Origin of the sequence: Propionibacterium freudenreichii subsp. freudenreichii (genome assembly GCF_000940845.1) — a bacterium.
Taxonomy (GTDB): Bacteria; Actinomycetota; Actinomycetes; order Propionibacteriales; family Propionibacteriaceae; genus Propionibacterium; species Propionibacterium freudenreichii.
In genome coordinates this window covers 826,261-840,004 of sequence record NZ_CP010341.1, presented here as the reverse complement: position 1 = coordinate 840,004, position 13,744 = coordinate 826,261, and the positions used below count along the sequence as shown (strand labels likewise).

The following is a 13,744-nucleotide window of genomic DNA, read 5'->3' as shown; positions in this document are numbered from 1 at the left end:
CGCCGGTGTGACCCCCTGCGGCGCACCCCGCGCCCTAGTCTGGAGCCATGACCTCCACGGCTCTGATGACCGATATGTACGAGCTCACGATGGTGCGGGCTGCCCTGCACACCGGCCAGGCCTTCCACCGCACCCTGTTCGAGCTGTTCCCCCGCCGCCTGCCCAGCGGACGCAGCTACGGCGTGGTGGGTGGCACCGGTCGGGCACTCGAGGCGATCGAGAACTTCCGGTTCGACGACGAACAGATCGACTACCTGGTGGGCGCCGGCGTCGCCGACGACATGCTGGCCGAATACCTGGCGAGCTACCGCTTCACCGGCAACGTGACCGGCTATCCCGAGGGTGAACTGTTCTTCAGCGGCTCCCCCCTGCTGCAGGTGGAGGGCAGCTTCGCCGAGGCGGTGCTGCTGGAGACCCTCATGCTGTCGATCTACAACCACGACTCGGCCATCGCGTCGGCGGCCAGCCGCATGACGATGGCCGCGGAGGGCCGCCCGATCCAGGAGTTCGGGGCGCGACGCACCCACGAGGAGGCTGCCGTGGCGGCCGCCCGCGCCGCATGGATCGCCGGCTTCAGCGGCACCTCCGACCTGGAGGCCGGCCGGCGCTGGGGCCTGCCGGTGAGCGGCACCGCGGCCCACGCGTTCACCATGCTCTACGACACCGAGGAGGACGCCTTCCGCGCCCAACTGGAGTGGCTGGGCGCGGACACCACCCTGCTGGTGGACACCTACGACATCGACGCGGCCATCCACAAGGCGGTGGAGCTGACCGGCGGCAAGCTCGGCGGCGTGCGCATCGACTCGGGCGACCTGAGCACCGAGGTGAAGCACGTGCGGCGTCTGCTCGACTCCCTGGGTGCCAGGCAGACCAAGATCATCGTCACCAACGACCTCGACGAATACCAGATCGCGGCCCTGCGCGGTGCCCCGGTGGACGGCTTCGGCGTGGGCACCAGCCTGGTCACCGGCTCGGGCCATCCCACCTGTGGCTTCGTCTACAAGATGGTCGCCCGCACCCTGTCGGACGATCCGAACGCGCCGATGGCCGATGTGGCCAAGGCTTCGACCAACAAGAAGACGCTCGGTGGACGCAAGTTCGCCAGTCGCGCCCTGGATGACCAGGGGGTGGCGCAGGCGGAGGTGATCGGCATCAATGCCGCCCCGCGCGTGGGCTCGAACGACCGCATGCTGCTGACCGAGCTGGTGAGCGACGGGACGATCGTCGGTGCCGAGCCCCTGCAGGCGGCCCGTGACCGCCACGAGGCCGCCCGGGCCGAGCTCCCCCTGGATGCGCACCGCATCTCGAACGCCGAGCCGGCCATCCCCACGATCATCCTCGACGAGCAGGGCCACGACCTGGAGAACGTCTACCAGGCCGGCCCGGCGCCGCAGAACATCTGAACTGCAGAACATCTGAGCTGCGGGGCGTCCGGACCGCTGGGCATCCGGTCCGCGGCCCCGCACGGCAGCGCCCGCCGGGTGATGGTTGGGCCCGTCCGTGTCGACACCCCCGGCGAGGTGGCGGTGGGCGATCCGGTCGGCCCGGGTGATAATTTCGCAGCTATGAGCAGCCTTCCCGGTGTGTCCGACACCTTTGACCCGCAGCGCTGGCGCGAGATCCAGAGCGAAGACGATCCCCTCGTCGACACCACCTACCACCGACTGATCTCACGGGGCGCCGCCGATGGCGTCCCGGCCGGCGTCGACCTGCCGGTGGTGCGCATCGCCATCGATCGTCCCGAGATCCGCAACGGCTTCGATCCCCGCACCGTCGACGAGCTCTACCGCTGCATCGACGATGCGCGCTCCACGCCCGATGTGGCGGCGATCATCCTCACCGGCAACGGCCCCTCCCCCAAGGACGGCGGCTACGCCTTCTCCTCGGGTGGTGACCAGCGCTCGCGCGGCACCGACGGCTACCAGTACCTGGCCGACCAGACCCCCTATGGCGAGCGCGGCGCGGACCCCGCGGGCATGACCGAGCAGCGTCGCTCACGCATCGACCGCGGCCGTCGGGCACGGATGCACATCCTTGAGGTGCAGCGCCTGATGCGCTCGACCCCCAAGCCCATCATCGCGGCGATCCCCGGTTGGACCACCGGCGGGGGCCACTCCCTCATGGTGGTCTGCGACCTGGCGGTCGCCAGCGCCGAACATGCCGTGTTCAAGCAGGTGGACGCCAATGTGAGCTCGTTCGACGCCGGCTACGGCGCTGGCCTGCTGGCCCGTCAGGTGGGCGACAAGCGCGCCCGCCAGATCTTCTTCCTGGCCGAGCCCTACACACCCCAGGAGGCCGAGGCCTGGGGCGTGATCAACAAGGTGGTGCCCCATGCCGAGCTCGAGGACACGGCGATCGACTGGGGCCTCACCGTGGCCACCAAGTCGCCGCAGTCGATCCGCATGCTGAAGTATGCGTTCAACATGATCGACGACGGCATCGCCGGCCAGCAGGCCTTCGCCGGCGAGGCGACGCGCCTGGCATATATGACCGAGGAGGCCCAGGAGGGACGCGACGCCTTCCTGCAGCACCGCGCGCCGGACTGGTCGAAGTATCCCTACTACTTCTGAGCCGGCCATGACATCCCGGCCCACCGGCGGCCCGACCTGCGCCGCGGACGGCGTGACCACACGGGGCCTGCGATGACACCCGACCCGGCCTCGAGGGTGCAGCTGCTGCGCGTCGAGCGCACGCAGTCGTCGATCGATGCGCTGGCGGGCGCCGTGCATCGGCTGCTGTGCGAGCGCGAGTCCCCCGTGCTGATGCCCCTGGGCCCCGATGAGGACCCGGTGGCGCTGCGCGACGACCTCGCGCGACGCATGGTGCGTCTGCCGGACGATGTGCGGTTGGTGATGCGCACCTCCGGCTCGACCACCGGCCACGGGCGTCTGGTGGGCCTGTCCGCCGCGCAACTGCGGGCGTCCATCCGCGCCACCGACCAACGACTGGGTGGTCCGGCACGCTGGCTGCTGACGCTGCCCGCCCACCACATCGCCGGCCTGCAGGTGGTGGCCCGCTCCGTGCTGGACGGGACTCGACCCGGCCTGGTGCACCACCTTGACGCGGCATCCTTGGCCACGGCGGTGGGCGCCGCGCGCGCCGGGCGGCCCGAGGCGTGGGTGAACCTCTCGCTGGTGCCCACGCAGCTGCGCGACCTGCTGGATGATGCGGCCGGGCGCGACGCGTTGCGCTCGTTGTCGGCCGTGCTGGTGGGCGGCGCCGCCACCGACCGGCAGCTGGTCGACGAGGCGCTCGCCGCGGGCGTCGCCCTGCACCTGAGCTATGGCATGAGCGAGACCTGCGGGGGTTGTGTCTACGACGGCAGGCCGCTGCGGGGGGTCGAGCTGTCACTGGGTGAGCGTCCCGACGCCGGCAGCGATCGCGGCACGATCTGGATTGCCGGTCCGATGGTGATGAGCGGCTACCTGGACGGCGAGCCCGGAGTGTCGCAGCTCAACGGCACCAAGTGGCTTGCCACCTCCGACCTGGGCCACCTGCGCCATGGGCGACTGGAGGTCACCGGCCGCGTGGACGATGTGATCATCACCGGCGGATTGAAGGTCGCCGCCGACCAGGTGCGGGCGGCAGTGCTGTCGGCACCGATGGTCGCCCGGGCCGCCGTCGTGGCACTTCCCCATCCCCGCTGGGGGCAGGTGGTGAGCGCCGTGGTGGTGCCCACCGATGCGTGGACCCAGGACTCACCGGCGGCGCTGCGTGACCTCGTCGGAGAGCTGTTGGGACGCCAGTTGGCGCCGCGCGTGGTGGTGGTGACCGACCACCTGCCGATGCTGGCGTCGGGCAAGCTCGATCGCCTGGCGGTGCGCAACCACGCCGAGCAGGTGCGCCGCGACGGTGGGGCATGGACGAGCGATTGACTCCCCCGGCAGCGATGGCGCCGTCACATGCAACCGGGCGACAGGCTCCCGTAGACTTGGGCGCCGTGGCCCCTGCAGACGATAACGAACGAACCAAGGACGGTCGACCGTTGCATGACGAGGCCAAGCTGCGCCACGTGGGCAATGCCGAATGGCTGGGCCAGATCCTGCAGAGCGCCCCGTCCGATGTCACCGCCGAGGAACTGGAGCGTCCCTGGGTATGGGCCGCCCCCGATGACGGTCCCGCCCTGGTGGGCTGGGGCGAACAGGCCCGCTTCGAGGCTTCCGGCGATGCACCGATGACCCATGCCTGGCAGGACTTCGCCCAGTGGGCAGGTGAGGGTCGCGACCGACTACCGGCCTTCGGATCGTTCCCCTTCGACCCGGCCCAGCCGGGCTTCCTGGTGGTGCCCCGGGTGCTGGTGATGCGCGAGCGTCCGGGGGCGGCCACCCGGGTGTTCCCCGCCGACGCAGCCGATCCCCGCCCGGCCGATTTCGCGGTGGCCAGCGAGCTGCACGTGGACTTCACGCTGCCCCGGGGGTCCCGGGAGCACTGGACCGAGGCCGTGGACGCAACCCGCGCGGTGCTGAGTGAGCCGGTCGGGAGCGACACGGGCGAGGTCATGCAGAAGGTCGTGCTGGCCCGACGTGTGCACGCCCGGGCCGACCGTGCGCTGGACCAGCGACGAATCCTGGCGACCCTGGCGGCCCGCTTCACCGACTGCTGGACGTTCTCCCACGACGGGCTGGTGGGGGCAACCCCGGAACTGTTGGCCGAGGTGCACGACGGGGTGTTCCACTGCCGGATCCTGGCCGGCACGCGCAAGCCGAAGTGGGATGAGGAGCTGCTCACCGATCCCAAGGAGCGCCGCGAACACGAGCTGTCGGTCACCTCGGTGACCACCCACCTGGCCCAAGCCGGCCTGCTCGATGCGCAGGTGACCGGGCCGTTCCTGCTGCGGCTGCCCAATGTGACCCACCTGGCCACCGACATCCGGGCCACGGTGCGTCCGGGACATGGTTCGGCCGACATCTCCGACCTGCTGTACCCGACGGCGGCGATCTGTGGGGCGCCGCGTGACCTCGCCTTCGCACAGATCCAGCGCGTCGAGGGCCTCGACCGTGGCCGCTTCAGTGGCCCGGTCGGTTGGCTGCGTCCGGACGGATCGGGCCAATGGGCCCTGGCGCTGCGCTGCGCCCAATTCGACGACGGATCGCGCAATGCCGACCTTTTCGCCGGGGCCGGGATACTCCCCGATTCCGATGCCGGACGCGAATGGCTCGAGACCGATGCCAAGATGGAGCCCATGCGTCGCGCCCTGTCGGCCGGATAATGGCACCATGCAGGCCTGACAACCGCACCATGGTGCGCCCCGCGCTCACGCTGAAATAGTTTAATGACCAGTCGATCTCGTGACTACTCCGCTTATCGGCTATTCCGTTTGTTGACTAGTCCACCTTGCAGTTTGCTTGATAGTCGAGCTGTAGCAGCCCCGCGTCGCCCAGCTCCAATGCCGCGATCTCGGCGTCGACGCTCTCCCTGAAGTCCGGGGCGCCGGCCTTCGCATACAGGTGCTTTTCCTTGATCGTGCGCATCTGCGCCAGGCTCTGTTGCGCATGTGCCGCTGGGTCCTGCACGTAGTAGTTCACCCACGCGCACCACCACGTGGAATCGGCTGCCGAAAAGCCCTCCCCCGGGAAGCTGTGCACCGGATAGCCGTCGCCGGTACCGCCGTCCTTCTCCGTGAAGTTGGAACCCGGGTCGGGGAAGCCCTGGGGCCAGGTCAGCGTCGCCGCCTCCTGACGGTATTCCGCATCCACGCCCGCGCCGTCGATCATGCCGGAATCGTGCGACGAGGAACAGGCACTCATGGCAATCATTGCGGCACCGGCACAGCACGCGGCGATAACTCGTGACATCAACATGGGCCATTCCTCACTGTCCGTTCCGCTCATTCTGGGCAGCCCGGACAAGACCGGTCAAGGGAATTCAGGAATTGCGCGATAATACCCTCCGGTGGGCTGGCGATCCACGAGCCGCCTCAACCCCCGGCGCCATCTGCGCGTCCACCGGGGGTGGGAGGCCGTGGTCCCGCTCAGCGATGCCGGGGAGCCTGGTCCTCACGCAGGTAGCGGCCGATCACCGACTGAGGGTCGTCCATGATCTGCGACGGCGTCCCGGTGGCAATGATGCGACCACCGGCCTCGCCGCCCCCGGGCCCGAGGTCAACGATGTAGTCGGAGTTGGCGATCACGTCGAGGTCATGCTCGATGACGATCACCGTGGCGCCGTGGTCGATGAGTCGCTCGAAGACGCCCAACAGCACCTCGACGTCGAGGGGGTGGAGTCCCACAGTCGGCTCGTCGAACACGAAGACGGCGTCGCGCTGGTCACGGCCCAGTTCCGAGGCGAGCTTCAGCCGCTGGGCCTCGCCGCCGGACAGCGCCGGCGTGGCCTCCCCCAGCGTGAGGTATCCCAGACCCAGGTCGCGCAACACCTGCAGCCGGGCATGCACCTTCGGCAGGTCGGCGACCCTGGCCAAGGCATCATCGACGGTCAGCGCCAGCAGGCTGGGCAGGCTGAGGGCACCGGCATCCTCGTCCTCCCCGGCCCCCGGACCGGGCTTCGGCGGGCGAAGGACATCGTCTGCGGCCGGTGCATAGCGTCGGCCGTGGCAGTCGGGGCACACGATCGTCACGTCAGGCAGGAATTGCACATCCAGCGAGATCTGCCCGGTGCCCTCGCAGGTGGGGCACCGCAGCTTGCCGGTGTTGAACGAGAAGTCCCCGGTCTTGTAGCCCAGGCGACGGGCATCGGGCGTCTGCGCATAGGCCCTGCGCAGGTCGTCGAGCACCCCGGAGTAGGTGGCCACGGTGGAGCGCACATTGATGCCGATGGGCGAGGAATCGATCAGGTTCGTGCGCGCAACGCCGGGCGCGTCCAGGGCCCTGACGTGGCTCGGCAGGCGCTCTCCCCCACCGGCCGCCCGCAGCGCCGGCACGAGCGACTCCAGGATCAGCGTGGTCTTGCCCGAGCCCGATACCCCGGTGATCGCCGACAAGCGGCCCCGCGGCAGGTCGAGCGACAGGGCGTGCACGGTGTGCAGGGGTGCGGTCTCCAGGTGGATGCGGCCCTCGGTGAAGACCCTGTCGGGCGTCACCGGGGTGCGCACCTCCACCCGCCGCGCCCCCGACAGGAAGCCCCCGATGCGCGAGGCGGGGTCGTCCGACACCTTCTCCACGGTTCCGGTGGACACCACGGTGCCGCCCCCCGAACCCGAGCCGGGACCGATCTCGATGAGCCAGTCGGCCTGGCGCAACACGCGCACGTCATGGTCGACGACCACCACCGAGTTGCCGTCGTCGAGCAGGCTGCCGATCACCGACAGCAGGCCGTCGACATTGGAGGGGTGCAAGCCGATCGACGGCTCGTCGAGCACATAGAGCACCCCGGTGGTCTGGTTGCGCACGGCGCGGGACAGTTGCACACGCTGCCGCTCGCCGGTGGACAAGGTGGCGGCGGCCCGATCGAGCGCCAGGTAGCCGAGTCCCAGGTCGAGCAGTCGCTGGGCGTTGCCGGTGAGTTCGCCGATGATCGACGCCGCCATGGGACGCATATCGGCCGGCAGCCACGGCCCGATGCCGGGCAGCCATGCGATGAGCGCGTCGAGGGTCTTCGCGGTGACCTGCGCCAGGTTGATGCCCAGCACCAGCGGGGCGCGGGCGGCCGGCGACAACCTGCTGCCATGGCATTCGGGGCACACCTGCACCGACAGGAAACGGTTGATGCGCGCCAGCTTCTGCTCCGAGTTGGCCTTGTCGAGGGCCTTCTCGACCGCATCACGCGCATTGCGGTAGGTGAGGTTGAGGTCGAACACCTTGCCGCTCTTGGAGGGGATCGTGACCTCGCGCTTCACCTCCGGGCCATGGAAGACGATGTCCAGTTCGCGGTCGGTCAGCTGGTTGAAGGGGACGTCGATCCGCACGCCGAGCTGCACCACCGCCTGCTGCATCACATCGCGGATGCCGAACATGTGCCACGGCGCCACCGCCCCCTGGTCGATCGTCAGGGTGGGATCGGGCACCAGCGTGGAGTCGTCGACGTCACGCACGATGCCGGTGCCCTGGCAGCGCGGGCAGGCCCCCTCGGAGTTGAAGGCCAGTGACTCCGCACCCGGTCCGTAGAACTGCACCTGGCAGACCGGGCAGGTGATGGGCTTCATGAGCGCCACGTTCATCGTGGGCGGCACATGGTGCCCGTTGGGGCACTGGTGGCTGGCCAGCCGCGAGAACAGCAGGCGCAGGCTGTTGAGCAGCTCTGTGGAGGTGCCGAAGGTGGACCTCACTCCGGGCACGCCGGGGCGCTGCCGCAGCGCGAGGGCGGCCGGCACATGCTCCACCTCGTCGACGCTGGCCCGTGCGCTCTGGGTCAGGCGTCGGCGCGTATAGGTGCTCAGCGCCTCGAGATAGCGACGCGACCCCTCCGCATAGAGCACGCCCAGGGCCAGCGACGACTTGCCCGAGCCCGACACCCCGGCGATCCCCACGAGCTCGCCCAGCGGCACCGACACATCGATGTTCTTCAGGTTGTGGACGCGCGCGCCGCGCACCTCGATGGTGGTCGGCCAGTCGCTCATGTCGTGGCCGCTGATGATCTCGTGTGGCATGGTCCCATCATCTCCCCCGCCGGTATGGGGGCCGCGGACCGGACATCGGGCGACCGGGGCCCGGATCGGGACCGGAATCGCGCCATCTCACCCCAGCGGGGGCGGTATCACCCCACCGGGGGCAGTTCGACCTCCACGATGCTGGCGCCGCTGATCGGCTCGGACAGGACCTGCGGCAGTTCCAGCACATCTGTCACATGCCGGTAGGACGCCCCCACCGCTCCGGCCAGCTGCCGGACGTCGAGCACCTGGGGTGTCAGGAAATAGCGCGACAGCAGTGCGGGGGCCGCCGATCCGTGTTCGAGTCCCGCGAAGATGGCGCCGCCCCGGTCGGCCAGCACCACCACCTGCACGTCGGGCACGGCCTCGTTCATCCCCCGCAACAGGCCCAGGCCGTCGTGGGCCAGGGTGAGGTCGCCCACCACCGCACGCACCGGACGCCCGGTGCCGGCGGCGACGCCGATGGCTGTGGACACGGTGCCGTCGATACCGGCCAGCCCACGGTTGGCGATCACCAGGGGGGCATGGTCCCCCGGGACGGCCCGGCGGTCGAAGGAGCGGATCACTGCCGAGGCCCCCAGCACCAGGGCCGGGGCGTCGGGCGCGCCATGGGCCTGCCAGATCAGTCGTGCCGCCGTGTCCTTGGTGCTGCGCGGCGCCGGCTCGTCGGCCCCGATCCACCGTGCCAGCCACTCCCCCTGCGGGTTGTTGGCGATGTGCACCGGGCCGCGCACCACCTGGGCAAGGCCGGCCACATCGGTCCACCGGGAACCGCAGGTGACCGCCACCATCCGCACGTCGTCGCGGGCCAACAGCGCCGAGACCGGACGTGACAAGGTGGGATGCCCGAACACCAGCACGCCCTCGATCTGGGGGGCGAGTGGTGAACCCAGCAGTTGTTGGTAGTCGGTCAGCGCATTGGCGCCGAAGCGTGCGCCCGACGACGGCTCGGCCAGCAGGGGCCATCCCCCGGCGGTCGCTGCCTGCTGGGCCTGATCGCCGGCACCGTCGCCGGCCACCACGACGGTCCTGTCGGGCATGGGCAGCTCGGTGGGTGCGCCGGGTGCCTCCCGGTGGGGCTCCGGCGCAGGCGCTGGCCCGGGCAACCACTGGTCGTCGGGCTTCAAGGGCTCGCGCAGGCAGACGTTGAGGTGCACGGGGCCGGAATTCCCGTTGAGGTTTCCCAGGGCAGCCGTCATGGCCCGTCGGACAAGGCCCGACAGGCGCCCGTCCACGGGGAAGCCGGCCGGGATGTCGGCCTCCTGGCGCACCGCATGGGCGAAAATCCCCAATTGTTCAGTGGTCTGGTTGGCCCCGGTGCGCCACATCTCGTGGGGACGATCGGCGCTCACCACCACCAGCGCGACCCCGGCGGCATCGGCCTCCAGCACGGCCGGGTGGAGGTTCGCCACCGCGGTGCCCGAGGTGGTGACGACGGCGACTGGTCGCGCCGTGCCCTGCGCGGCCGCCGCCTTGGCGAGTCCCAGAGCCTGGAAGCCGGCAGCGCGCTCGTCCAGGCGCACCGCCACCCGCAACCAACCGGCATGCTGTGCCGCGTCCAGTGCGTAGGCAAACGGCGCGTCGCGCGAACCGGGGCAATAGACCACGTCGCGCAGGCCGTGCGCCACGAGCGCCGTGACCAGCGCCCTGGCCAGGGCGGCCGAGCGCACCGGGGGCCCGCCCGGCACGGCCTGCCCCACGGCAGCCGCCGGTTCGCCGGAGCGCGCCTGCGGGGGGTTCTGGGGATCTGCGGTATTGCTCATGGGTGTCTTCCTGTGCCTGCTTCCCGTGTCAGCTCTTCTCGCCGGCGCTTCTCATCAACTGCTCGTGTCGTCCCCGGGGTCACCCCCGTGTGCGGTGTTCGTCCGACGGTCCTTCCGGCGTGGCCTAGAGCTCGTGGCAGATGGCGGTGAGTCGCTCGACCCACCGATCGACCAGGGCCCGGGGGACGTCCTGGTGCACCGGCTGGTCCGCCTCGACGCGTCGGGGCACGAGGGCCCCGCCCTCGGGCAGGAGTGGACTCGTGGTGACATCGCCGGTGAACAATTCGATGGTGGCCAGCCCACAGGCATGGCCCAGCCGCGGCAGGGACGCTGCCAGGGCGGTGCCGATGCCCAGTCCGACCGAGGTGTCCAGGGCCGAGGAGACCACGGCATCCAGGCCGGCCCGATCGACCACGTCCAGGGCGCGTGCCACGCCACCGAGCGGCTGCGCCTTGACGATCACGATGTCGGCGGCCCCGGCCCTGGCGACGGCCACCGGATCGTCGGCGCGGCGCACCGACTCGTCCGCCGCGACGGGCACGGTGATGCGTCGGCGCACCCGGGCGAGTTCCTCGACGCTGGGGCAGGGTTGTTCCACGTACTCAAGGCCCTCTGCTGCTGCGTCGAGCTCGATCACCGCAGCCACTGCCTCGTCGACCGACCAGGCAGCATTGGCGTCCACGCGGATGCGGCCCTCGGGCCCCAGCTCGGCGCGCGCGGCAGCAACCCTGGCGCAGTCCTGGCGCAGGTCAGATCCCGGGTCGGCCACCTTCACCTTCGCGGTCATGCAACCACCGCTGGCCGCGATCAGCCGCCGCGCCTGGGTCGGTGAGACCACCGGGATCGTCACATTGACCTCGACGAGGTCGCGCACGGGGGCGGGCAACGGCCGGGTGGCGGCTTCCAGGCCCGCATGCAACCAGCTCGCGGACTCCGTCGCGCCGTAGTCCCAGAACGGCGAGCACTCCCCCCAGCCCTGCTCGCCGTGCAGGAGCAGCCCGTCACGCACCTCGATGCGACGGAAGCGATGCCTCAGCCCGGCCTGAAAGACCAGCACCTCGTCGATGCCGCGGCGGCGCAGCGCCTCGGGCACCTGCACATGGGTGAGCGCGGCGGACTTCATGCCCGGTCCTCGAGCGGCCGCGACTCCGGGTTGGTGGAGCGCCGCCATGGCTCGGGTGTCGTGTCCAGGCCGTTCAGCACGGCCGACAGCCTCATCGGGCGTTCCATGGCGTAGACGTCCTCCAACAGCAGGGGCTTGCCGTCTGCCCCGCACAACGGCACCCGCCAATTCGGGTACTGGTTGACGGTGCCGGGCTGGTTCTGGATGCGCGCATCGCCCACCGCGTCGACCAGGGTGGCATTGAGCACGCGCGAGGGGGTCCAGGTGAGCACCTTGTACAACCCGAGCACCATGCGTTCCACGGGATCGACGACGGACGGATCAAGCGCCCCGCGCGACTCCAGGTAGGCCCGCCAGCGCTCCAGCTCCTGGTCGGCCAGCTCATTCTCACGCTCCAGCGGCTCGGTGAGCAGCCCGAGCCGGTCGCGCAGGGCCACGTGGGCCTTCGTGAGGTATCCGGCGGTCGGCGGCAGGTCGTGCGTGTTGACCGACGCCATCGTGAGCGCCCGCCACTGCTCGGCAGGCACCGGATTGCCCTGGTCGTCCTCTTCGAACCACAACACCGAGGTGCCCAGGATGCCGCGTTCGGCAAGGTAACCACGGGTCCACGCCTCGACGGTGCCCAGGTCCTCGCCGATGACCACGGCGCCGGCCCGTTGGGCCTCCAGCGCGAGGATGCCGACCATCGCCTCATGGTCATAGCGCACATAGGTGCCCTGGGCCGGCCCCATCCCCTCGGGCACCCACCACAGGCGGAACAGGCCGATGATGTGGTCGATCCGCACGCCACCGGCGTGGCCGAGCGCATTGCGCACCATGGTGCGGAAGGGGGCATAGGCCGAGGCCTCGAGCCGATCGGGACGCCACGGCGGCTGGCCCCAGCCCTGCCCGAGCTGGTTGTAGGCATCGGGTGGGGCGCCGACGGTCATGCCGGGGGCATACAGGTCCTGCATCATCCACACATCGGCGCTCGACTGCCCCACGCCCACGGCAAGGTCGGTGATCACGCCCATGGCCATGCCCGCATCGGTGGCGGTCTCCTGGGCGTCGGACTGCGCCTGCGCCGCCACCCATTGGAGCCATTCGTGGAAGTCGACCTCGGCGAGGTGCGCCTGCCGGAACGCCCCCACATCGGGTGAATCGGGATGGCGGAAGCGGGGCTCCCAGGTGCGCCAGTCTCCCCCGAGGTGTTCGCACAGCACCGCCCAGGTGGCGAAGTCGCGCAGCATCCTGCCCTGATGGTGGCGGAAGGCGTCAAAGCGCATCTGCCGGTCGTCGCTGCGACCTGCCGACCAGATGATCTTCAACGCACGCCGCTTGTGGTCCCAGCACTTGTCACGCTGGATCTGGTCGTCGCCGACCAGTTCCCCCCGCAGCGAGCTCAGCAGGGCGCCCACCCGGGCGCGGTCGGAATCGTCGAGGTCGGTGTATTCGACGACTGTCTCGGGACGCACGTAAATCGGGTTGACGAACAGCCGGCTCGTGGGCAGATAGGGCGACGGCTCCATCGGCGGAATCGACTCGGCCGCATGCACGGGGTTGATGAGCACATAGTCGGCCTGTTGCTCGGCGGCGGACCATGCCGACAGGGCGGCCAAGTCGGCAAAATCGCCCACTCCCCACGATTGGCGTGAGCGCACGCTGTAGAGCTGGGCGGCGTAGCCCCAGACCCGCGAGTTCTTCATGCGCTCGGGCCAGGCCAGGTGCGGCGGGGTGATGATGAGCGTCGCCTCGGCATGGCGGTCATCGGAGTCGAGGATCAGCCGGTGGTAGCCCAGCGGCAGGTCGCCGGGAAGTTGGAAGGTGGCCTCACCGATCATCTGTCCGTCGATGTTGCGGGGCGGTTCCCAGTTGTCCACCTGGTTGGCGTCGCGCTGGCCACCGTCCTCAAGGCGCACCACCAGCCGGGCGGGGCGCCCGTCGTGCACATGCAGGTTGACATAGGGCACGGCCCCGGCACGCGCCACGGTGACGGGCGGCAACATGGCGCGCCAGGCCTGGTCGCGGCGTGCGGCCAGCGCGCTGTCGATGGCGTGGGGACTGGATGCATCGACGCCCATAGCGCCGAGCACGGCGATCACCGAGGCGTCGTCCACCTCGGTGTGACGGCCCTTCCAGTCCCAGAACTCCGTGGCGATCCCATACTGCTCGGCGAGTTGCGCCAAAGCGGCGTCACTGTGCGCCATGGCCCAATCCCCCCTGAAGAAAACTGCTCACATCATTCCGACCATCCCGACGCTGCGCGGCGGCCGAAGTGCCAGCTTTCCACGTGCACCGAAAAGCCCCAAACCATGGCCGGCAACGGCCATCACCGGC

The 13,744-nt window shown here is 70.1% G+C and carries 9 protein-coding genes; 4 read left to right on the top strand and 5 right to left on the bottom strand.

The annotated features are described in order from the left end of the window. Positions 1-47 precede the first annotated feature (47 nt). The 4 genes from RM25_RS03530 (at position 48) to RM25_RS03515 (ending at position 5,209) form a co-directional block, all read left to right on the top strand. Entirely contained in the window at positions 48-1,403 is a 1,356-nt protein-coding gene (locus RM25_RS03530; protein WP_013160671.1) for a nicotinate phosphoribosyltransferase, read from the top strand. Between the two features lie 162 nt (positions 1,404-1,565). Beyond that, a complete protein-coding gene (locus RM25_RS03525) occupies positions 1,566-2,570 on the top strand; it encodes a 1,4-dihydroxy-2-naphthoyl-CoA synthase (protein ID WP_013160670.1) in 1,005 nt (334 codons plus the stop codon). A gap of 72 nt (positions 2,571-2,642) precedes the next feature. Beyond that, positions 2,643-3,875, top strand: coding sequence for an AMP-binding protein (locus RM25_RS03520; RefSeq protein WP_013160669.1), 1,233 nt, complete (start codon positions 2,643-2,645; stop codon positions 3,873-3,875). 110 nt (positions 3,876-3,985) lie between these two features. Then, entirely contained in the window at positions 3,986-5,209 is a 1,224-nt protein-coding gene (locus RM25_RS03515; RefSeq protein WP_052809103.1) for an isochorismate synthase, read from the top strand. Positions 5,210-5,324: 115 nt separating this feature from the next. On the opposite strand, the gene RM25_RS03510 is transcribed toward RM25_RS03515, so the two are convergent. From RM25_RS03510 to malQ, 5 genes are all read right to left on the bottom strand, one after another. Next, positions 5,325-5,801 carry a hypothetical protein gene (locus RM25_RS03510; RefSeq protein WP_013160667.1) on the bottom strand — a complete coding sequence of 159 codons (477 nt, stop codon included), beginning with the start codon at positions 5,799-5,801 and terminating at the stop codon, positions 5,325-5,327. 170 nt (positions 5,802-5,971) lie between these two features. Continuing rightward, positions 5,972-8,542, bottom strand: coding sequence for an excinuclease ABC subunit UvrA (locus RM25_RS03505; protein ID WP_013160666.1), 2,571 nt, complete (start codon positions 8,540-8,542; stop codon positions 5,972-5,974). Between the two features lie 107 nt (positions 8,543-8,649). Continuing rightward, on the bottom strand, positions 8,650-10,305 hold the full coding sequence (menD, locus tag RM25_RS03500) for a 2-succinyl-5-enolpyruvyl-6-hydroxy-3-cyclohexene-1-carboxylic-acid synthase (RefSeq protein ID WP_013160665.1): 1,656 nt from the start codon (positions 10,303-10,305) through the stop codon (positions 8,650-8,652). Positions 10,306-10,429: 124 nt separating this feature from the next. Next, a complete protein-coding gene (locus RM25_RS03495) occupies positions 10,430-11,428 on the bottom strand; it encodes an o-succinylbenzoate synthase (RefSeq protein WP_013160664.1) in 999 nt (332 codons plus the stop codon). Next, positions 11,425-13,614: a 4-alpha-glucanotransferase gene (malQ, locus tag RM25_RS03490; RefSeq protein ID WP_044636062.1), complete on the bottom strand. Its 2,190-nt coding sequence runs from the start codon at positions 13,612-13,614 to the stop codon at positions 11,425-11,427. Before malQ ends, RM25_RS03495 begins: the two co-directional genes overlap by 4 nt. Positions 13,615-13,744 lie beyond the last annotated feature (130 nt).